Genomic DNA, 19799 nt, shown 5'->3' on the forward strand with positions numbered 1-19799 from the left:
AAACTGGTGGGCGTGGCAAGGATTGAACTTGCGACCCCTGCGATGTCAACACAGTGCTCTACCACTGAGCTACACGCCCACTGCGGAGCGCCTTTAAGGGGCGGTCGGCGTGCTGGCAAGGCTTGTCGCGTTGCCGTTCGGGTTAAAGTCGGCCGTGCTGGTCCTCGGACTGGAACAGCCGGTCGACCTCGGCCACCAGGTCCTTCAGGTGGAACGGCTTGGACAGCAATTTCGCCTCTGGCGCGGTGCGGCCGCCCTGTAGCGCGACCGCCGCGAAGCCGGTGATGAACATCACGCGGATCGCCGGGTCGATCAGGCTCGCCTTCTGGGCAAGCTCGATCCCGTCCATCTCGGGCATGACGATGTCGGTCAGCAGCAAGTCGAACTTTTCCACCTCGAGCAGCGGGATCGCCTCGGTCCCGCAACCGACCGCGGCGACATCATAACCGACGCGCGTCAGGGCCCGGGCGAGATACTCGCGCATCGACGTATCGTCTTCGGCTAACAGGATCCGGATCATGCATGCCTTTTATGCGCGCAACGTTTAAGAATTTCCAGTCGCGAAAAGCGCTTGCCCCGTTGCGGCACGGTAAGCGGCTGGTTAGGGCGTGGCACTTGGACTCTTCCCTTGCCCCGCCGCTGTTCGTGCCGCCCCGCAACGGCCTGCCGTTGCTGCTGTCGATTCCCCATAGCGGACGCGATTATCCCGAGTGGCTGCTGGCCGAAGCGCGCCACGGCCGCCGCGCACTGGCCAGCCTCGAGGACCCGCTGGTCGACCGGCTGGCGTGGCGCGCGCTCGCCGCCGGGTTCGGCGCGGTTATCGCCCGCGCCCCGCGTGGCGCGATCGACTGCAATCGCTCGATTGATGAACTCGACCCCGCCGCGATCGCGCCCGACCCTGCGACCGGGCGCGGCGCGTCGCCCGTCGGCCCGCGCGCGCAGCACGGGCTCGGTATCATCGCCTCGCGTACCCACCGCCACGGCGCGCTGTGGCGCCGCCCGTTGTCGCTCAAGCGCTTCGCAGCCCGGCGCTCCGCCGCCTATGACAGCTACCACGGGCTGATCAACGCCGAGCTCGCCCGCCTCGCCGAGCGCCACGGCACCGTGCTCCTGCTCGACCTCCACAGCATGCCGCCACGAACGCCGGGCGCGCCCCGGGTTGTGATCGGCAATCGGCACGGCTCAAGCGCGGCGGACTGGCTCGCGGCCGAGGCGGCGGCCATCGCCACGCGCCACGGCTTCCCCGCGGCGCTCAATGACCCCTATGCCGGCGGCCATATCGTCGAGCGTCACGGCCGTCCGCAATCAGGCATCCATGCGCTGCAGGTCGAAATCGACCGCTCCTGCTACCTCGCCAACGACCTGATGAGCGCCGGCAACGGTTTTGATCGTGCCAGCCAGCTGGTGGCGGCACTGGCGTCTGGTTTGGCGGAGGCGATCGCCCGACCCGCGACCGCGATCGCCGCAGAATAAAACCCACAAAAAAGCGGCCACCCCGGGTTACCGGGATGGCCGAAGTTCAGGGAGGAACGCACCGAAGTGCGGCGTCGCGCGCGAGCTTGGGGAAGGGGGATCCCAAAGGGCGCTTGACGCAATTAATAGATGGGGGCGCGCGCGACGGCGGTCAAGTCATAGCGGCGATTAAGTTTCTTGGAACAATTCGGCCTGCGGTGAACCGTCCCGATCGAGCGTCAGGCGTCGGCGAGCTGCGGCTGCGCTTGTGGCTGCGGGATCGGTCCCTTGCCCTGCGCGACCTGGCGACCGAAGATGTCGCGGATCTGTGCCAGGCTGAAGAGGTGCGCGAACAACAGCGGCAGCATGCCGTTCTGGTTCATCTTGCGCAGCTCGTCGCCGCGCATCTCGCGCAGCTTTTCCTCGTCGATCATCTGGAACCCGCGATAGACGAACGGCTGGTCGCTGCCGTCGGGCTGGATCGCGACTTCGCCGTCCATCAGCAGGCCCGACTTGACGAGCTCGGCCATGAACGCCGCGGTGCGCTGGCCGGCGGCTTCGAACTGCTCGCAGAATTCGAGGATGGCCTTGACCTTCTCGCTCGGCTGGGCGCCGTCGAAGATCGGATCGCCGTCAGGGCCGTCACCGATCACGCCCGACGTCGGGTCGACGCACAGCGACAATTCGTCGCTGCCTTCGCTGAGCTGGGCAAGCAGGAACGGATAGCGGCGCAGATAGGCCGGAAGATAGACCGGTTCGGTCAGCATGCCCTTCTCGTCAAGGAAGGTGTTGACCCCCTCGTTGAGCCCCATCAGCGCCAGCGGCACCGGGTTCTCACCGACCGAAAATACGATCGGATAGGTCCGCTGGAGCAGCGAGAACTCGTCGACCGTGACCGGGATGGCATGCGCCGACGCGATGTGCGGGGCGCTGTCGATCGCCACCAGGCGCTTGTCGCCATGCTGCTGCTGATTGATCGGCTCGAGCGCATTGTAGAGCAGGGGCAGTGCGTTGTTGTTGGGCGCTTGGCTCGCCATGATCATGTCTCCTGGAGCGGACGGCGAAGAGGCATGACACGGGGCCACGGTCGCTCGCCAAAAAAGTCTCGACGCCATTAGTAGGGGCTCCGGTCCAGCGCAAGCGCGGACCGACCAACACCATCCTAGCGGCGGCCCAGCGCGGAGATCGCCTGGTCGACCAGCGCCTTGTCCGAACCGGCATCGTGGCGCTCGGCGATCAGCCTGGTCGCGGCGGCGGCGGCGGCGCGCGCGGTGGTCGCGCGGAGCTCGGCGATCGCCGACCGCTCCTCGGCCGCGATTTTGTCCACGGCCATCTTGCGGCGGCGCTCGATCAGGCTTTCGGCGTCCGCCTTGGCCTTGGCGACGATCGCCTCGGCCTCATGATGAGCGCGGTCGAGGATCGCCGCGGCGTCGCCCTCCGCGGCCTTGGCCTTGGCTTCATATTCGGCCTTGAGCGCCTCGGCGTCCTTGCGCAGCGCTTCGGCCTCGGCGAGCTGCTCGCGAATCTCCACGATCTTGGCGTCGAGCGCCTTGCCGATCGCCCCGGGCACCTTCTTCCAGATCGCCAGCGCGAACACGAACAGCATGGCGATCGCAACCCACGCACCGGGGCCGAACGTCAGCGCCGTCGGCTCCTGCTCGGCGGTCGATGACGCTTCTGTATGAGCGATGCTTTGGGTGACTTCAGCCATGGAACGACGCCTTCACTGCCTCGACCGCCTGCGCCTTGCTGACAGTCACGCCGGCAAGCTTGCCGGCGATGTCCTGCGCCAGTTCAGCCGCGGTTGCCTGGATGCCGGCCGCCGCCGCCGCGCGGCTCGCGCGGATTCGCCCCTCGTCCTCGGCGGACGTCGCCGCGATGGCCTCGCCGGCTTCGCTGACCCGTTTTTCAGCGGCGATGGCGGCCTTCCGCTTGACGGCGGCGGTTCGCGTCGCCGCTTCTAACCGGCTTTCGTCCATCCGCGCCCGATAGGCATTCTCGATCGCATCGGCCTCGGTCCGCGCCCGGTCGGCCGCGGCAAGGTTGTCGGCGATATGCTTGTCACGGGCGTCGACGGTCGACTGGATCTTCGGCACCATGTTCCGCCCGATGGCGAAATAGATGAAGCCGAGCACCAGCAGCAGCCAGAACAGCTGTGACAGGACGACGTCGGAGAGCTGGGATAATTGGGGCATACGGCCTCTCCGCGGCGGGGATCAGCCCGCCGCCGATTCTTAACGCGCGTAGAGGATAATCATGGCGACGGCGAACGCCATCAGGCCAAGCAGCTCCGCCGCGGCGAAACCGAAGATCAGGCGCGGGAACTGGCCGTCGGCCGCAGCCGGGTTGCGCAGCGCGCCCTGCAGGAACGAACCGAACACGATGCCGACGCCGGCGGCGGCGGCACCGACGCCAATGGCGGCCAGACCGGCGCCGATAACCTGGGCTGAAGCGAGATCCATGCTAGTACTCCTTGGGAAAAGTTGAACGATTAGTGAAGCCAAAAACTAGTGAAGCCAAAAACTAGTGAAGGTTAACCGCGTCACTGATGTACAGCGACGTCAGCAGCGCAAAGACATAGGCCTGGATCGCGCCGACCAGCAGCTCGAGCGCGTTGATGAAGGCGACGAACAGGAAGCACAGCACCGACACGACATAGCCGGTGCCGCCGGCATTCAGCCCCTGGACGATAAAATTGCCGAAGACGTCGAGCAGCACGTGGCCCGCGAACATCGCGATGAACGGCCTCAGGCCAAGGCTGAACGGGCGCACGGCGAAACTGAGCAGCTCGATCGGCGCGATCAGCAGCTTCAAGGCGAACGGCATCCCCTTGGGCCAGAACAGCGACAGGAAATGCAGGCCATGCTTGTAGAAGCCGACGCCCAGCACGATCGCGAAGCTGATGATCGACATCGCCCCGGTGACGGTGAACTGGCTGGTGACGGTGAACGGATGCCCGCCCGGCACCACCGCGAACGGCATTGCGCCCAGGATATTGGCGAACAGCATGAAGATGAAGGCGGTGAACACCCACGGCAGGTAGCGGCGGCTTTCCGGCCCGATGCTGGTCGAGACCATCGAATCGACGAAGCCGACGATTCCCTCCGCCGCGACCTGCCAGCGGCCGGGCACGAGCTGCCGCTTCATCCCCAGCACCATGAAGCCGGTGATCAGCGCGACCAGGATCAGCATCCACAATGTGCTGTTGGTGAACAGAAACGGGCTGCCCAGATTCCCCGCAATCGGGTGAATCTGAAACTGGCTCATCGGGTCGATCTTCACTTGCGCCGCCAAAGTCTACTTCCTTGCGTCCTGATCCGGACGTTGTTTCGAAATTCGTATCATGTCGAGCACCGCGCCGGCGAACCCGGCGAACATCAGGCCCAGCATGACCCACGGTGCCGTCCCAGCCAGACGATCGATCAGCCAGCCGATCAGTGCGCCGCCAAGCGGCATGCCGACCAGACCTTGCAAGGCGCGAGCACTGGTCGAGCGAACCCCCGCCAGCGCATCGACCGGCGGCCGCCGCTCGTCCTCGACCCGCTCGGCCCGGCGCAACCGCTCGTCGAGCGATGTCAGCCGGGCATCCTGGGAAGAGGTCGGTCCCTGACCGCTCTCGTCCTCTGCCATGACCCTTCACTCCCGATGTGCGCGGCGAAGCGTCGAAAAAACGCCCGCTCGCGAAAGGCAAGGAACATGGCGGAAGCAAGCTCCCGCCAAGGCGCCGTCCCTTTAGAAAGCGGGGTGCGGAGTGTCAACTTGTCGCGTGGATCACTCTCCCCGTCATCTCCGGTGACGATTGCTCAGCGGCAGTAATCCGGCACCGGAGCCGCCTGACCCGCCCGACGCACTCGCCACACATTATCGCTCAGCGCATAGCGTTCCCCCACCCCGACCGTGCCGAGGAGCTGGCAGGCGGCGGTGATACCGACTTCCTGCAACGGGACGCCGCGACGGCCCGCAAGGTCGGCGAACAGCGCGCGGCGGCGAATGTTGATCGCCTGCACCTGCTGGCGGAGCAGCGGCGATCCATCGATCGCAACGCCGAGGTAGCCGTCGTACCGCTCGCCGACGATGCCCGCGGCCCGCGCCCGCGCCACCGCGCTCGCCGCCGTCTCGGCTTGCCCCGGCGCGGCAATCAGCACCGCCGCCGCCGCCGCCAGCAACAGCGCCCGCTTCATCGCGGCGTCGGCTTCTTGTCGAGCGTCGATGGAGCGGCCTGCGGGAAGGCCTCGGGGTTGGACTTGATCAGCGCATCGACGTCGCGCTGGAGCCGCACCACCACCTCCTGCTTGATGTCGACATTGAGGTTGATCTCGATCGGCTTCTCGGGCGTCTTGACCGAGATACAGCCGCCAATCGTGGGTAGCAGCAGCGCCAACGCGGTGCCGCGTCGCAAAGTTCGCATCATCTTGCTCCTCATCGTCATCATTCGGGTTTTTTCGTCACGGTGACCTGGTCCTTGACCGGGGTCTGGGTCTGCTTCTGGCTTTCGTCCATGCGGATCTCGATCGCCGAATCGGGCAGGTTGGCGATCGACGTCGGAAGTGCGTCGTGGATCGTCGTGCGCGGATCCGTGAAGCTTTTTGCGGTCCCGATCAGCGCGCGGAAGGGCCCCTTGATCGACACGTTGAACTTGAAAGGCACCTTCTTCAGCACGTTGCGGATAAGCCGCTGGGTCTTGTTGTTGCCGAGCGCGACGTCGTCGATCGTCAGCGTGGTGGCAAATTCGCCGGCAAGGTCGCCGTCGAGCCGCACGATCATGGTCTTGAACCTCAGGTCGCGCAGCGCATTGAACGCGATCCCGCCGAACAGCCCGAGGTTCGCCTTGTTGACCACGCCATTGTAGCGCAGCGCACCACCTGGCGCACGGTTGTCGAGCCGCCCGCCGACGATCCGTCCGCCGCTATCGTCGAAGATCATCGGCAGCACTCCGTCGAAAATCCCGTCGGCCGAAATCTCCTTGAAGCCGAACGTGTCGATCAGCATGTGCGCATCGAGCCCGTCGACCGCGAAGGTCAGGCGCTTGGGGGTCGGCTTGCCGAAGTTGAGGATCGTCTCGCGCAGCACCAGCCGCCCGCCCATGAACGGCCAGTCGCCCTGCTCGATTTTCACCAGCTGCCCGGGCAGCAACTGCAAGCGCAGCGTGCCATTTTCGACCAGGATACCCGGATTGACGGTGGCCAGCGTGATCGTCTGGCCAGGCGCGCTTTCGAGCCCGAGCAGGTCGGTGAAATGGATGCTCCCGCGGATCCCGGTGACCGGGCCGAACGCGGCGGCAAGGTCGGTCCCGTCGGTCGCGAAATCCCCTGTCGAGGTGACCTTCGTTCCCGACCAGTTGATCAGCCCGCGCCCGCGCACCGTCCCGTCGACCAGCGCGATCACGCCTTCGGTCACCGGGGTGAGGTTGTCGGGCTGGAGCCCCGCCTGCGCAAATCGGATAGCTGGCACGTCGAGTACCGCCTCGCCCGCGCCCGACGACAGCCGATGGAAGATGGTGACATCGGTTACCGCCGTCCCGGTTCCCGGGTGCCGCAACGTGCCGGTGGTGCGGATCGTATCGCCAGCCAGGGAGAAATGGACATTGTTCGTCGCGAGCGGATTGAATTTCGCTTTCTCCGAGCGATCCGACACGGTCAGCGCGCCATCGACCGTCAGCGCCTTGGCGTAGGTCCAGCGGCCGCGCGCGTCGCTCATCAGCAGCGGCACCTTGCCGATGATCCCGCTCCCCCCGGCAAACGTCCCCGCGAGTCCCTTCGCGTTAAATCTCCCGTCGAGTTGTTTCGCCTCAAGGATCACCGGCGCCTCGGGATTGCCCAGCCGCATCCCGAGCCCGCTCGCATCGAACCGGTCGACGCCGAGCAACCGCGCGCGGGCCGCAGCGATCCGCACCGGATCCGACCCAAGCTGGCCGGCCAGTTGCACCTTCTGCGTCACCGCGCCGAGCACGAGCGGCCCGCCCGGGCGATGTGCAACGATCGCGTCACCCAGCGGACAGATCGGCAGCCGCGCCGGCCCGAGCCGCATCGCGCCAAGGCTGAGCGACTGGAACCGCGTGTCGAGGCAGGCGTGCCCGAACGACATCCCCGCCGGTCCGCCGAGCCGACCCTCGATCGGCACCCTGAGCCCGGTCACGAACCCACCCGAGAAAGGCCCGTCGAGCAGTGCGGTGGTGGTCACCTGCGTCGTCCCATCGCGCGACACGGCGAATCGAACCGGGTCGAGCGCCAGCCGGTTCCGGCCCGCGGCATAGGGCGCGAACCGCGCCTCGCCCGAGGTCGGCGCCAGGTTGCGCGGCTGGCGCAGGTCGATCCGGCCGGTAGGCAGCCCGCCGCCCTGCGTCTCGATCAGGCTGTCGATCCGGATACGCCCGGTCGGCCAGTAATAGGTCACCCCGTCACGACCGGCGACGCGGATTCGTGCGCCGTTCGGCCCCGCCACCTCGGCACGCTCGATCCGCACCGCACCGCCGCCGGCGAAGTTGACGAGCCGCAGCGAGCCTTTCGCGTCGAACCCGCTGACGGTGCGCTGCACCGCCTGGCCGATGGCGGTCGAGATCGGCCCGATCGGGGTCTTGGCGGCGGCGGCGAGCGGCCCGGTGATCGAAGCGACCATCGACGCGGGCAGCGCGGCGCGGGTCGCGTCATAATCGGCGACCAGCGCGATCTCGCCCTTGGCGGCGTCGAGCATGTAGCGGCCCTTCAACCGCGTCGCATCGGCCACGATCGACGCCAGCCGGGCCTTCTGCGCGGCGAGGTTGATACCGCCGCTGACCCTGGTCGGCGTACCCTTGAAACCAATGTTGGCGACCAGCTTGGCCAGCCCATTCGCACCCGCCACCAGCCCCGGCGTCGACAGCCGTCCGGTGCCGTCGAAACTGCCGAAACTCTCGGAAAAATCGCTGTCGAGCTCGAGCCGCGGTTGCGCGATCGCGAGGTGGCTCGGCGCGCAGGCGAAATATTGTGCGGTCAGCGGCCCGGTGACGTGCGGTCGCCGCGCGGTGATCGACACCGCCACCTCGGCCCTGAGCGCGGTCAGCTCGCACTTGCCCGGCACCAGCCGGGGACTGGCGACCGCCAGCCGGCCCTTGAACCCGCCCGTGAGATTGCCCTGCCCCGCCACCGCGAACCCGACCGGGCCGAAGGGTGTCACCAGCGCGATCGTCGAATCGGCGATATCGACCGCGATGTCGGGGAATTTGAACGGGGTCTTCGTATCCTTCGGCTTGGGCAACAGCCGATCGAGCTCGCCCCAGCTGACCTTGCCGCCGGTCAGTTTCCCTCGCAACCGCACCCCGCGCGCGACGATCCGATACACTTCCACGCTGCCGTTAAGTAATATCCGCATCTCGACCTGGGCCGTCTTCGCGGTTAGGTCCGGTCGCGCCGGATTGCCGATGACGAGATTGCTGATGCGTTGCGTCCGGAGCCCGATACGGTCGAGATGATAGGTCGCGTGCACCCCGCGCCGCGCCAGCTCCTTGGCCATGACGTTGTTGGCGACCGGCTTGCGCGCCAGCCACAGGATGAACAGCGCGACCAGGATGATGCCGAAAATTCCGGCGACGAACAGCCCGAGCGCACGCCCGACGCGTCTCCGGCGCACGAATACCGGTTCGTGCGCTATCCCTTCATTTTTACCGTCGCGCACGCTCATCCGTTCCTAAACCCCATCGGGCGTCCACCGTTCCGTGGACGACATGAACCGTGGCTGGCAAGCGGCCTGTGCTTTGCGGGATTTGATCCGAATGGCTGACGACGAGACGGGTTCCCCGCCAAGCCCGCCCGATGCCAACGGCGGCCACCGCGCGCGGCTTCGCCAGCGCCTGTTCGACGGCGGCGGCAAGGCGCTGCTCGATCATGAACTCGTCGAATATCTCCTCGCGCTTGCCGTCCCTCGCCGCGACACCAAGCCGCTGGCGAAAAAGCTCATCGCGCAATTCGGCGGGATCGGACCCTTGCTCGGCGCCGATGCCGGCACGCTCCGCCGCGAGGGCCTCGGCGACGGGATCATCGGCGCGCTCAAGATCGCCGAGGCTACGGCCCTGCGCCTGCTCGAGACCCGCATCGAAGGCCGCCCCCTGCTGTCGAGCTGGGAGGCGCTCGGCGATTATCTCCAGGCGGCGATGGGCCACGCCGCGATCGAGGAGGTCCGCGTCCTGTTCCTCAACGCGAAAAACATGCTGATCGCCAACGAATGCCTGTGGACCGGCTCGGTCGACGAAGCCTCGGTCCACGTCCGCGAAATCATCGCCCGCGCCATCACGCTCGGCGCCACCGCGCTGATCATCGTCCACAACCACCCGAGCGGCGACCCCGCCCCCAGCCGCCAGGACATCATCCTGACCAAGGAACTGATCGACGCCGGTCGCCACATGAAGATCGCGGTCCACGACCATGTCATCGTCGGCGCGCAAGGCCGGTCGAGCATGCGGGCGATGGGGTTGATCTAGGCGCCGGCCAATGGGGAACGACCGCTTCCGACCCAAAGCGGACATTCAATGGCAAGCTCAACCGAGCATGTAGCCGACATCGGAGGCCGCTGAGGGATAGGCGAACATGGTGTCGCGAAGGGCTTTGGCGGTAAGGCCGTTTCGTGTCGCCAGAGCAAACAGATTGATGACCTCGTCCGCGCTGGGCCCGACGAGATGCGCGCCGAGGATCAGGTCGCTATCCTGGTCGATGAGCAATTTGTAACCATAGACGGCTTCGTTGAGACGCCGGGCAGCGAACCATTTGGGGACCGACGCGGCGTTTACCCTGAACCGAAGTCCTTTTGCATTGGCATCGGCTTCGGTCAGTCCGACCGCGGCGATTGGCGGCACGGTGAAGGCGACACTGGGCACGCCGCGATAATCGGGGCTGGCGTCTGCTGCGTCGAGCATGTTCGCACTAACGATTTTCGCGTCGTGGCTCGAAACCGGGGTAAGAGGCGGTCCGCTCGCCGCCGCGTCGCCTGCGGCGTAGACGCGCGGATTGGATACGCTTTGCAGGCCGTTGGTCAATTGAAGGCGCCCCTGATCGACCGCGACATCGCCTGCCGCGAGGTCGAGTGTCGCGAGTTCCGGACTCCGCCCGGCGGCGTGAATGACGAGGTCGGCGGTGACATCGATCTGCGCGCCGTTCGCCGACGCTGCGCCAACCGTAAGCCCTTCGCCGGTGCGCGTGACGCTGTTGGCGGTGACACCGGTGTGGACCGTGATTCCAAGCGCATCGAATGACGGCGTCAGCCACCCGACGACGTCTCCGTCAAACCGGGGCAGCAGCCGCGCGCCTCGCTGAAGGATCGTGACTTGCGCCCCCGCCCGCGCGGCAAGGTGTGAGAATTCCGCGGCGATGTACCCGCCTCCGATCAAAACTATGCGGCGCGGTAGGGTTTCGAGTTCAAGAAAGTCGTCGCTGGTCGACACCAGCTCCTCGCCGGGAATGCCCAGCGGAACCGGACTGGCGCCGGTCGCAATCAGGATGTGACGACCGACAAGCTCGCACCCTGCGACTTGTATCCGGTCGGGAGCGCTGAACCGGGCAAGCCCGTGATAGGCGGCCACCCCGATATCGGCATAGTGCCCGGCCTGTTTCGCCGGGATCAGATCGGTGAAGCTTCGTTTGAACGCCATCAGCGCAGGCCAGTCGATGCGCAACTCGCCTTCGACACCGTGCGAGCGCATGCGGCGCGCGGCATCCAACGCTTCCTCGCCGCTGACCATCATCTTTTTCGGGTCGCAGCCGCGCAGTGCGCACGTCCCCCCGAACGGACGGTGATCGATCACGGCGACTCGCCAGCCGCGTTCGCGAACGCGCGCAATCGCAACCTGAGCGGCAGTGCCCGAGCCGATCACGATCAGGTCGAAGGACTCGCTCATGTTGGATTCCTTGCGATGCGATGGATCATCAGCAGCACGCCGCGCCCGAGGCATCAGCCTGGATCGGTGGGCAGGGCACGCTGCCGAAGGAGCAGAAGACGCAGCAATGACCCTTGTTGGGGCGGAGCAGGACGCCGCAGCCGGTGCAGTCGTAAAAGAACTGGCAGGCGTCGGTCAGCATGGTTTCGGTCGCCGAATGCCCGCACTTGGGGCAGGTGATCGTTGATTGCAGGACGGGTGCCGCGTTAGGCATAGAGATAGCCCGCGACCAGCAGGACAATGCCAAGGCTCAGGCCGACGAGCGTCAGGACACGCACGGCCGGTGGCGTGCGCACCCCGTTCGGCCCGCAAGTCGCGGCGTAACGCTGTTGGCGCCACAACAGGAACGCCCCTCCGGCGAGAGCCAGCGCAGCGACCACCAGAAGCGCGGACCGGATCGGCGCGGCAACCGATGCGATTCCCCCTAGCCAGGCGGTGCCGAGCCCGAGGCTAATCATGAGCAAAGGAAGCGCGCAGCAGGCGGCGACGCCGAACGCGGCAGCGAGTCCGCCAAGCGTCAGAAGCGCCGAGCCGGACCCGTTGAGCGGCGCGGTTGGCGGACCTGCATCCACGGATGAGATTTCGGTCATGGGAACTCCTTGAGATCGTTCACCTAGTCTTTTACCGTCTGTAGCAGCTACAGACTCAAGCGATTTTTTCGGGAAAGAAAATCGATGTCATTACCGTTCCTGACCATAGGCCAATTGGCTCAGCGCACCGGAGCGAACATCGAGACGATCCGCTATTATGAACGGATCGGCTTGCTCCCGGTGGCGCTTCGAAAAGGCCGCTACCGCTCCTACGACGTGACAGATGCCGCGCGTCTCGGATTTGTCCGCCGATCGCGCGAACTTGGCTTCTCGATCAAGGAGGTTCGCGCTCTGCTCGAACTTGCCGCTGGGGGTCACGAAAGTTGCGCCGAAGCCCGCGACCTCGCCGCCGTCCACCTGCACGACGTGCGGTCACGCATTGCTGATCTCCGCCGGATGGAGCGCACGCTGGCGGCGACCGTTCGCGCTTGCGACGCGGGGGCGGACGCAAGATGCCCTCTCATCGACGCCTTAGAGGGCAATTAAGGCTCGGCCCTTCTAGTGTCCGCATTCCACCCCTTGCGGACATTGTCGAATTTTCTGTCCTACAGCACCTCGATTGTGAGACACATTCGCACCGAGAGTCGTTCGCGGTCGCTCTTTATTCTTCCCGGGAATTCCCCTTGCCGCATACCCCCGTCAGCGCGAACATTGTGAACGTTCGCGGGGCCCGGCCGACCTGTTGGACAGGCGACGAGAGGCTGACTTTAGACTGACCTTCCCGACTCCGCCCGAATTGAACCGCGCTCGCCCCCCTGCTAGGCGCGAGTGATGATCCCTCGCTATTCCCGCCCCGCCATGACCGCCATCTGGTCACCCGAAAACCGCTATCGCATCTGGTTCGCGATCGAGGTGTTCGCCGCCGAGGCGATGGGCGAGATCGGGACGATCCCGGCGGAGGACGCGCGCACCATCCGCGCCGCTTACGACGCCAATGTGCTGGGCGAGATTGACGTCCCCGCGATCGACGCGATCGAGGCCGTGACGAAGCATGACGTGATCGCCTTCCTCACTTGGGCGGGCGAGAAGATGGGGCCGGAGTCGCGCTGGCTCCACCAGGGGATGACCTCGTCCGACGTGCTCGACACCAGCCTGTCGGTCCAGCTCACGCAAGCCGCCGACATCCTGCTGGCCGACCTCGACGAGTTGCTGACGGTGCTCAAGCGCCGCGCCTACGAGCACAAGCTGACCCCGACGATCGGCCGTAGCCACGGCATCCACGCCGAACCGGTCACCTTCGGCCTCAAGCTTGCGCAGGCCCATGCCGAATTCGCCCGCAACCGCGAGCGGCTGGCGGCGGCGCGCAAGGACATCGCGACCTGCGCCATCTCGGGCGCGGTCGGGACCTTCGCCAACGTCGACCCGCGTATCGAGGAGCATGTCGCGAACGAACTCGGCCTCGCGATCGAGCCGACCAGCACGCAGGTCATTCCGCGTGATCGCCACGCCATGTTCTTCGCGACGCTGGGCGTGATCGCCTCGTCGGTCGAACGGCTCGCGGTCGAGATCCGCCACCTTCAGCGCACCGAAGTGCTCGAGGTCGAGGAGTATTTCGCGCCCGGCCAGAAGGGCTCGTCGGCGATGCCGCACAAGCGCAACCCGGTACTGACCGAGAACCTCACCGGCCTCGCCCGCGTCGTTCGTTCGGCGGTTGTCCCGGCGATGGAGAATGTCGCGCTGTGGCACGAGCGCGACATCTCGCACTCGTCGGTCGAGCGGTTCATCGGCCCCGACGCGACGGTCACGCTCGACTTCGCGCTTGCCCGACTGACCGGCGTCGTCGATAAATTGCTCGTCTATCCCGACCGGATGCAGAAGAACATGGATCGAATGGGTGGTCTCATTCATTCCCAGCGAGTGCTCCTCGCATTGACCCAGGCCGGCCTCAGCCGCGAAGACAGCTACGCCCTCGTCCAGCGCAACGCGATGAAGGTGTGGCAGGCCGACGGCCAGCTGTCGCTGCTACAATTGCTGAAGGACGACCCCGAGGTCACCAGCCGTATCGCCCCCGACCAGCTCGAGTTGCTGTTCGACCTCGGCTATCATCTCAAACGCATCGACCTGATCTTCGACCGGGTGTTCGGCGTGGACGGAAGCCCGACATCTTGACCACCTGCGCCGCTTGATCGCCCGCGCCGCGCTCAAGGCCGCGACCCGCGACGCCCATGAGCGCGTCGACGCGGCGTTCGGCGCGCACGACCTTGCGACCCGCGCCGGCTACGCGCGCTTCCTCCTCGGCCAGGCCGCTGCCCTCGCCCCGATCGAGCAAGCCCTGACTGAAGCCGGCGCCGCGCTGCTCATCGAGGCGTGGCACGATCACCGCCGCGCACCGCTCCTCACCGCCGATCTCGCCGCGCTCGGCCTCGCCTCACCATCTCCCGTCCCCGCCCCGCGCTTCGCCGACGAAGCCGAACTGGCCGGCGGCCTCTACGTTCTCGAAGGATCGCGCATGGGCGGGGCGATGCTCCGTCGCGCGGTCCCCGATTGCTTCCCTTCGGCCTTCCTTTCGGCCCGACAGCACCCCGGCCGCTGGACTCGATTTGCTGCGAGCCTCGACACCTTGCTTTATTCGCCGCAACGTCGGGACGCCGCGGTCGGTGCGGCGTCGCGGGTCTTCACCTGCTTCGAGCAGGCCGCGAGACAGGTGGTGGAAGCGTGAACAAGACCTGGCCCGACCCGGTAGACCTGACCAATTGCGACCGGGAACCGATTCACCTGCTCGGCGCGATCCAGCCGATCGGCTTCCTCATTGCGCTGTCGAGCGACTGGATGATCAGCCGCGTCTCGGCCAACGTCGAGCAGTTCGTCGGCAAGCCGCCCGCCGACCTCATTGGCCACCACATCAACACCGTGTTCGACCCCGATGCGGTCCACTCGCTGCGCAACCGCCTCGCGCTGCTGCGCGGCCCCGATGCGCTCGAGCGGATGTTCCGCTGCGACCTCATCGGTAACGGACGGATGTTCGATATCGCCCTCCACATGGTTGATGGACGCGTGGTGGTGGAGGGAGAGCCCTCGGCCGATCAGCAGTACGGCGATGCAACCGGCACCGTCCGGGGAATGATCTCGCGGCTCGATCAGTCGCGCGACATGCCAGCCTTCTTCAACGAAGGCGCGCGCCAGATCCGCGCCCTGATCGGTTTCGACCGGGTGATGGTCTACCGTTTCGACAAAGACGGCTCGGGCGAAGTCGTCGCCGAAAGCGCAAAGAGCGGCATCGGCTCTTTCCTCGGGCTCCACTATCCGCCGACCGACATCCCGAAACAGGCGCGCGAGCTCTACAAGCGCAGCCTGCTGCGCGTGATCACCGACATCGACGCCCAACCGGTTCCGATCGTCCCCGCGCTCGACGAGCATGGCAAGCCGCTCGACCTGTCGTTGTCGGTCCTTCGCTCGGTGTCGCCGATCCACATCGAATATCTGCGTAACATGGGCGTGCGCGCGTCGATGTCGATCTCGATCATTGTCGAGGGCGAGTTCTGGGGCCTGGTCGCCTGCCATCACCACAGTCCGCGCTGCCCCAGCTTCGAGCGACGCTCGGTCGCCGAACTGTTCGCGCAGATGCTCGCGATGCGCATCGAAACCCGCGAACGCAAAGAGATGGTCGAATATGAGCACAGAGCGCGCGAGATCTCCGATCAGCTATTGGGCGCGGTCGCGTCGGACGAGACGCTGCTCAGAAATCCTGACTGGCTGTTCGACATCATCAGTCGCGCTATCCCGGCGAACGGCGTCGCGGTGGCGATCAACGGCAGCTACGCCCTGTCTGGCCATACCCCCGATACGCAGGGTTTCGAGCGGATCGTCAAGGCGCTCAACGGTGCCACCGCGTCGCGCGTGTTCGCTACCGACCGGATCTCACAGCTCGTTCCGGAAGCGATCGAGCACGCCAGTCTCGCCGCTGGGATGCTGGCTATCCCGATCTCGCGCACCCCGCGCGATTATGTCGTGCTGTTCCGCTCGGAAATACTGCACACGGTGCGCTGGGCGGGCGATCCGCACAAGCCGGTGGAATATGGCCCCAACGGACCGCGTCTGACCCCACGCAAGAGCTTCGCCGAATGGAAGGAACTGGTCGAGGGTCAGGCGCTGCCGTTCACCCCGTCCGAATTGCGCGTCGCGGAGACGCTCCGCTCGACGCTGGTCGAAGTGGCGCTGCGCATGTCCAGCGTTGCTTCAGAGGAGCGTCGCCAGGCCGCCAGCCGGCAGGAATTGCTGATCGCGGAACTCAACCACCGCGTTCGCAACATTCTCAGCCTGATCCGCGGCATGATCCGCCAGTCCAAACCCCCCGAGGGCACCACCCTCGACGAGTTCGTCACGATGATCGACGGGCGCGTCCACGCGCTCGCCCGTGCTCACAACCAGATCACCGACGACAATTGGGGGCCCGCGCCGCTCCAGGCGCTGATCGACGCCGAGGCCGACGCCTTCCTCAATAACAAGCGCAGGCGGGTCTTCACCGAAGGCGACAATGTCCTGCTCAACCCGCAGGCCTTCTCCACCCTGGCGCTCGTGATCCATGAGCTCGTCACCAATTCGACCAAGTACGGCAGCCTGTCAGCTCGGGGACAGGTCGCGATCCGCTGGCACTTCAATCCTGACGGCGATCTGGCATTGCGCTGGACCGAAAGCGGCGGTCCGCCGGTCAAGCCGCCGACTCGCCAGGGCTTCGGCACGACGATTATCGAACATAGCGTGCCCTACGATCTGGGCGGGTCCGCGACGCTCGATTATGCACCAGACGGCTTCACGGCCTCCTTCACCATCCCTCCGCGACACCTCGCGAAGCCGAGCGAGGTGCGTGACAAGCCAGCCAAGATCGAGCCGCATCACGAGCAGGCGGTGGCGGTGAGCGGCCACATGTTGAACGGGCTCGATGTCCTGTTGATCGAGGACAGCCTGATCATCGCGCTCGACGTCGAGGACATCTTGCGACGGCTCGGCGCCCGCGATGTGGTCACCGACGGCAACGTCAGCGACGCGCTCCAGCGCATCGATACATCGCGGCCCGATATCGCGATCCTCGACATCAACCTTGGCGATCACAACAGCTTCGACATTGCCGACCGGCTGGCGGCTATCGGCGTGCCGTTCATGTTCGCTACGGGCTACGGCGAGCAGATGGTCCTGCCCGAGAAACACCGTGCGCGGATCGTGCTGCAGAAGCCCTACACCATCGCCTCACTCGCCCGGCGACTGCCCGAGCTGGTGGCAATGATCGAAGCTTAGCTTCCGCCGGGACGACGACCGTTCCCGATCCTAACTCCCGAAATATTCCTTGACCCGCCCGAAGAAGCTGCGGCTCGCGGGGCATTCGTCGCCGGTCTCGGTGCTCCGGAACTGCTCGAGGATCGCGCGCTGCTCCTTCGACATTTTGGTCGGCGTCTCGACCAGAATGCGCGTGACAAGGTCGCCCCGCCCGCGCGCATTGAGCACGCTCATCCCCGCGCCGCGCTGGCGCAGCGTCTCGCCCGACTGGATTCCGGCCGGGATCCTGATCTCGATCCGCGCGCCATCGACCCCGGGCACCTCGATCGTCCCGCCGAGCGCCGCCGTGGTGAAACTGATCGGACACTCAGCAACCAGTGTAGTTCCTTCTCGGGTGAAGTAGGCGTGCCGTTTCATGTGGACGAACAGGTATAGATCGCCCGACGCGGCGTTTCTCATCCCCGCCTCGCCCTCGCCGCCAACGCGGATACGCGTCCCGTCATCGACCCCGGCGGGGACGTTGACCGAAATCTTGCGCTGCTTCAGCGCGCGGCCTTCGCCGCCGCACGCCATGCACGGATCGGCAACCACCGCGCCCGACCCCTGGCAGGTCGGGCAGCCGCGCTCTACTACAAAGAAGCCCTGCTGCGCTCGGACCTTGCCCGCGCCGCCGCAGGTCTGGCACGTCGCCGCCTGCGCGTGGCCCTTCGACCCGCGCCCGGCGCACGGCTCGCATTTCGCCAGCGCCTCGATCGTCAACGTCTTCTCGACCCCGGCGAACGCTTCCTCCAGCCCCAACTCGAGGTCATAGCGCAGGTCAGCGCCGCGCGCCGCATTGGCTCGCTGCGCGCGCGGATCGGTGAACTCGCCGAAGATCGACGAGAAAATGTCGGAGAAGCCCTCGAACCCGGCAGCGCCGCCACCGAACCCGCCGGCCCCGGCGCCGCCGTTCTGGAACGCGGCATGGCCGAACCGGTCATAGGCGGCGCGCTTCTGCGGATCCTTGAGGCAGTCGTACGCCTCGCTGATTGCCTTGAACCGCGCTTCCTTGTCGGTGCAGCCGCCGTGGCGGTCGGGATGGCATTCCATCGCGAGGCGCCGATAGCTCGCCTTGATCGCCTTGTCGTCGGCGGTCCGCTCGACCTCCAACAGCGTATAAAAATCACTATCAACCATGACGGTCCCCGCGAACCGCCATCCCGGCGCGAACCGGGATGGCGCGTTCGATCATGGTTTAGGCCTTGTGCTCGTCGTCGACTTCGGAGAATTCCGCGTCGACCACATCCTCCTCGGCCGGCTTGGCCTCGGCGTTCGCATCGGCTGATCCGGCCCCGGCATCGGCGCCACCGGCGGCTTGGCTCTGCTCGTAGATCGCCTGGCCAAGCTTCATCGCCGCCTGCGCGAGCGCCTCGGTCTTCTGGGTCATCGCCTCGGGTTCGCCGCCCTCAACCGCGGTCTTCGCCTCGGCCAGCGCGGCTTCGATCTCGACCTTCACCTCGCCCGGCACCTTGTCGCCATGCTCTGTCAGTTGCGCCTCGGTCGAATGGATCAGGCTCTCGGCCTGGTTCTTGGCTTCGGCCGCGGCACGCCGCTTCTTGTCGTCCTCGGCGAACTGCTCGGCTTCCTTGACCATCTTCTCGATGTCTTCGTCCTTGAGTCCGCCCGACGCCTGGATGCGGATCTGCTGCTCCTTGCCGGTGCCCTTGTCCTTGGCCGACACGTTGACGATGCCGTTGGCGTCGATGTCGAACGTGACCTCGATCTGCGGCACGCCGCGCGGCGCCGGTGGAATCCCGACCAGGTCGAACTGGCCGAGCACCTTATTGTCCGCGGCCATCTCGCGCTCGCCCTGGAAGACGCGGATGGTGACCGCATTCTGGTTGTCGTCGGCGGTCGAGAAGGTCTGCGACTTCTTGGTCGGGATGGTGGTGTTGCGGTCGATCATCCGCGTGAACACCCCGCCCAGCGTCTCGATCCCGAGGCTCAGCGGCGTCACGTCGAGCAGCAGCACGTCCTTGACGTCGCCCTGCAGCACGCCCGCCTGGATCGCCGCGCCCATCGCGACGACTTCATCGGGGTTCACGCCGGTGTGCGGCTCCTTGCCGAAGAATTCCTTCACCACTTCGCGAACGCGCGGCATGCGCGTCATGCCGCCGACCAGCACGACCTCGTCGATCGCCTTGGCGTCGATCCCGGCGTCCTTGATTGCCTTGCGGCACGGCTCGAGCGTGCGGCTGATCAGCTCGGCGACCAATTTCTCGAGGTCGGCGCGCGTGATCGTCTCGACGAGGTGGAGCGGGGTCGTCTGACCGCCTTCCATCCGCGCCGTGATGAACGGCTGGTTAATCTCGGTCGTCTGCGCCGAGCTCAATTCGATCTTGGCCTTCTCGGCGGCTTCCTTGAGCCGCTGCAGCGCGAGCCGGTCCGAGCGCAGGTCGATCCCTTCCTTCGCCTTGAACTTGTCGGCCAGATACTCGACGATCTTGGCGTCGAAGTCCTCGCCGCCCAGGAACGTGTCGCCATTGGTCGACTTCACTTCGAACACGCCGTCGCCGATCTCGAGGATCGACACGTCGAACGTGCCGCCGCCAAGGTCATAGACCGCGATCGTCTTGCCGTCGTTCTTGTCGAGGCCATAGGCGAGC

At 66.1% G+C, this 19799-nt stretch carries 21 protein-coding genes and 1 tRNA gene; 6 read left to right on the forward strand and 16 right to left on the reverse strand.

What is annotated here, in order from left to right; translation table 11 throughout:
* Positions 1-4 precede the first annotated feature (4 nt).
* A tRNA-Val gene (locus tag Q0R27_RS00005) sits at positions 5-79 on the reverse strand.
* Positions 80-142: 63 nt separating this feature from the next.
* Positions 143-520 carry a cell cycle two-component system response regulator CpdR gene (gene cpdR, locus Q0R27_RS00010; protein WP_293939928.1) on the reverse strand — a complete coding sequence of 126 codons (378 nt, stop codon included), beginning with the start codon at positions 518-520 and terminating at the stop codon, positions 143-145.
* 95 nt (positions 521-615) lie between these two features.
* Between cpdR and Q0R27_RS00015 the strand changes: the two genes are divergently transcribed.
* Positions 616-1473, forward strand: coding sequence for an N-formylglutamate amidohydrolase (locus tag Q0R27_RS00015; RefSeq protein WP_293939930.1), 858 nt, complete (start codon positions 616-618; stop codon positions 1471-1473).
* A 218-nt stretch (positions 1474-1691) separates the two neighbouring features.
* Here the strand turns inward: Q0R27_RS00015 and Q0R27_RS00020 are convergent, their stop codons facing one another.
* From Q0R27_RS00020 to Q0R27_RS00060, 9 genes are all read right to left on the reverse strand, one after another.
* Positions 1692-2489: a SapC family protein gene (locus Q0R27_RS00020; protein WP_293939932.1), complete on the reverse strand. Its 798-nt coding sequence runs from the start codon at positions 2487-2489 to the stop codon at positions 1692-1694.
* A gap of 125 nt (positions 2490-2614) precedes the next feature.
* Positions 2615-3163, reverse strand: a complete 549-nt coding sequence (locus Q0R27_RS00025; RefSeq protein WP_293939933.1) for a F0F1 ATP synthase subunit B — start codon at positions 3161-3163, stop codon at positions 2615-2617.
* Entirely contained in the window at positions 3156-3647 is a 492-nt protein-coding gene (locus Q0R27_RS00030) for an ATPase (RefSeq protein WP_293939935.1), read from the reverse strand. Before Q0R27_RS00030 ends, Q0R27_RS00025 begins: the two co-directional genes overlap by 8 nt.
* Positions 3648-3686: 39 nt before the next feature.
* Positions 3687-3914 carry a F0F1 ATP synthase subunit C gene (locus Q0R27_RS00035; protein WP_293939937.1) on the reverse strand — a complete coding sequence of 76 codons (228 nt, stop codon included), beginning with the start codon at positions 3912-3914 and terminating at the stop codon, positions 3687-3689.
* Positions 3915-3975: 61 nt separating this feature from the next.
* Positions 3976-4746, reverse strand: a complete 771-nt coding sequence (locus Q0R27_RS00040; RefSeq protein ID WP_293939938.1) for a F0F1 ATP synthase subunit A — start codon at positions 4744-4746, stop codon at positions 3976-3978.
* A gap of 3 nt (positions 4747-4749) precedes the next feature.
* Positions 4750-5082 carry an AtpZ/AtpI family protein gene (locus Q0R27_RS00045; protein WP_293939940.1) on the reverse strand — a complete coding sequence of 111 codons (333 nt, stop codon included), beginning with the start codon at positions 5080-5082 and terminating at the stop codon, positions 4750-4752.
* A 173-nt stretch (positions 5083-5255) separates the two neighbouring features.
* A complete protein-coding gene (locus tag Q0R27_RS00050; RefSeq protein ID WP_293939942.1) occupies positions 5256-5633 on the reverse strand; it encodes a DUF1318 domain-containing protein in 378 nt (125 codons plus the stop codon).
* Entirely contained in the window at positions 5630-5860 is a 231-nt protein-coding gene (locus Q0R27_RS00055; RefSeq protein WP_293939943.1) for a YnbE family lipoprotein, read from the reverse strand. Before Q0R27_RS00055 ends, Q0R27_RS00050 begins: the two co-directional genes overlap by 4 nt.
* A gap of 20 nt (positions 5861-5880) precedes the next feature.
* On the reverse strand, positions 5881-9057 hold the full coding sequence (locus Q0R27_RS00060; RefSeq protein WP_293939945.1) for a YdbH domain-containing protein: 3177 nt from the start codon (positions 9055-9057) through the stop codon (positions 5881-5883).
* 142 nt (positions 9058-9199) lie between these two features.
* Between Q0R27_RS00060 and radC the strand changes: the two genes are divergently transcribed.
* Positions 9200-9904 carry a DNA repair protein RadC gene (gene radC / locus Q0R27_RS00065; RefSeq protein WP_293939947.1) on the forward strand — a complete coding sequence of 235 codons (705 nt, stop codon included), beginning with the start codon at positions 9200-9202 and terminating at the stop codon, positions 9902-9904.
* Positions 9905-9961: 57 nt separating this feature from the next.
* Here radC and Q0R27_RS00070 read toward each other — a convergent pair whose 3' ends face one another.
* Genes Q0R27_RS00070 through Q0R27_RS00080 form a run of 3 tightly spaced genes read right to left on the reverse strand, consistent with a single transcriptional unit; the run spans position 9962 to position 11943 of the window.
* Positions 9962-11314, reverse strand: coding sequence for an NAD(P)/FAD-dependent oxidoreductase (locus Q0R27_RS00070; RefSeq protein WP_293939949.1), 1353 nt, complete (start codon positions 11312-11314; stop codon positions 9962-9964).
* Positions 11315-11342: 28 nt separating this feature from the next.
* A complete protein-coding gene (locus tag Q0R27_RS00075; RefSeq protein WP_293939951.1) occupies positions 11343-11567 on the reverse strand; it encodes a GDCCVxC domain-containing (seleno)protein in 225 nt (74 codons plus the stop codon).
* Complete coding sequence (locus Q0R27_RS00080) at positions 11560-11943, reverse strand: mercuric transporter MerT family protein (RefSeq protein WP_293939953.1); 384 nt, start codon at positions 11941-11943, stop codon at positions 11560-11562. Before Q0R27_RS00080 ends, Q0R27_RS00075 begins: the two co-directional genes overlap by 8 nt.
* 84 nt (positions 11944-12027) lie before the next feature.
* Here Q0R27_RS00080 and Q0R27_RS00085 point away from each other — a divergent pair, with 84 nt between their 5' ends.
* The 4 genes from Q0R27_RS00085 (at position 12028) to Q0R27_RS00100 (ending at position 17175) form a co-directional block, all read left to right on the forward strand.
* A complete protein-coding gene (locus tag Q0R27_RS00085; protein WP_293939955.1) occupies positions 12028-12429 on the forward strand; it encodes a helix-turn-helix domain-containing protein in 402 nt (133 codons plus the stop codon).
* A gap of 285 nt (positions 12430-12714) precedes the next feature.
* Positions 12715-14052: an adenylosuccinate lyase gene (gene purB / locus Q0R27_RS00090; RefSeq protein ID WP_293939957.1), complete on the forward strand. Its 1338-nt coding sequence runs from the start codon at positions 12715-12717 to the stop codon at positions 14050-14052.
* 13 nt (positions 14053-14065) lie between these two features.
* Positions 14066-14602, forward strand: a complete 537-nt coding sequence (locus tag Q0R27_RS00095) for a biliverdin-producing heme oxygenase (protein ID WP_293939959.1) — start codon at positions 14066-14068, stop codon at positions 14600-14602.
* Positions 14599-17175 (forward strand): HWE histidine kinase domain-containing protein, encoded by a 2577-nt coding sequence (locus Q0R27_RS00100; protein ID WP_293939960.1) that lies wholly within the window; start codon positions 14599-14601, stop codon positions 17173-17175. Before Q0R27_RS00095 ends, Q0R27_RS00100 begins: the two co-directional genes overlap by 4 nt.
* A gap of 30 nt (positions 17176-17205) precedes the next feature.
* Here the strand turns inward: Q0R27_RS00100 and dnaJ are convergent, their stop codons facing one another.
* Positions 17206-18330 carry a molecular chaperone DnaJ gene (dnaJ, locus tag Q0R27_RS00105; protein WP_293939962.1) on the reverse strand — a complete coding sequence of 375 codons (1125 nt, stop codon included), beginning with the start codon at positions 18328-18330 and terminating at the stop codon, positions 17206-17208.
* Positions 18331-18388: 58 nt separating this feature from the next.
* Positions 18389-19799, reverse strand: a 1411-nt coding sequence (gene dnaK, locus Q0R27_RS00110; protein ID WP_293939964.1) for a molecular chaperone DnaK, incomplete at its 5' end; no start/stop codon positions are given.

This window comes from Sphingomonas sp. (genome assembly GCF_025362505.1).
Classification (GTDB): Bacteria; Pseudomonadota; Alphaproteobacteria; order Sphingomonadales; family Sphingomonadaceae; genus Sphingomicrobium.

What these genes read in the sequence shown, in the direction of transcription:
- cpdR (WP_293939928.1), bottom strand. Translation starts at nt 520, where the DNA reads ATGATCCGGATCCTGTTAGCCGAAGACGATACGTCGATGCGCGAGTAT.
- Q0R27_RS00020 (WP_293939932.1), bottom strand. Translation starts at nt 2,489, where the DNA reads ATGGCGAGCCAAGCGCCCAACAACAACGCACTGCCCCTGCTCTACAAT.
- Q0R27_RS00025 (WP_293939933.1), bottom strand. Translation starts at nt 3,163, where the DNA reads ATGGCTGAAGTCACCCAAAGCATCGCTCATACAGAAGCGTCATCGACC.
- Q0R27_RS00030 (WP_293939935.1), bottom strand. Translation starts at nt 3,647, where the DNA reads ATGCCCCAATTATCCCAGCTCTCCGACGTCGTCCTGTCACAGCTGTTC.
- Q0R27_RS00035 (WP_293939937.1), bottom strand. Translation starts at nt 3,914, where the DNA reads ATGGATCTCGCTTCAGCCCAGGTTATCGGCGCCGGTCTGGCCGCCATT.
- Q0R27_RS00045 (WP_293939940.1), bottom strand. Translation starts at nt 5,082, where the DNA reads ATGGCAGAGGACGAGAGCGGTCAGGGACCGACCTCTTCCCAGGATGCC.
- Q0R27_RS00050 (WP_293939942.1), bottom strand. Translation starts at nt 5,633, where the DNA reads ATGAAGCGGGCGCTGTTGCTGGCGGCGGCGGCGGCGGTGCTGATTGCC.
- Q0R27_RS00055 (WP_293939943.1), bottom strand. Translation starts at nt 5,860, where the DNA reads ATGCGAACTTTGCGACGCGGCACCGCGTTGGCGCTGCTGCTACCCACG.
- radC (WP_293939947.1), top strand. Translation starts at nt 9,200, where the DNA reads ATGGCTGACGACGAGACGGGTTCCCCGCCAAGCCCGCCCGATGCCAAC.
- Q0R27_RS00070 (WP_293939949.1), bottom strand. Translation starts at nt 11,314, where the DNA reads ATGAGCGAGTCCTTCGACCTGATCGTGATCGGCTCGGGCACTGCCGCT.
- Q0R27_RS00075 (WP_293939951.1), bottom strand. Translation starts at nt 11,567, where the DNA reads ATGCCTAACGCGGCACCCGTCCTGCAATCAACGATCACCTGCCCCAAG.
- Q0R27_RS00080 (WP_293939953.1), bottom strand. Translation starts at nt 11,943, where the DNA reads ATGACCGAAATCTCATCCGTGGATGCAGGTCCGCCAACCGCGCCGCTC.
- Q0R27_RS00085 (WP_293939955.1), top strand. Translation starts at nt 12,028, where the DNA reads ATGTCATTACCGTTCCTGACCATAGGCCAATTGGCTCAGCGCACCGGA.
- purB (WP_293939957.1), top strand. Translation starts at nt 12,715, where the DNA reads ATGATCCCTCGCTATTCCCGCCCCGCCATGACCGCCATCTGGTCACCC.
- dnaJ (WP_293939962.1), bottom strand. Translation starts at nt 18,330, where the DNA reads ATGGTTGATAGTGATTTTTATACGCTGTTGGAGGTCGAGCGGACCGCC.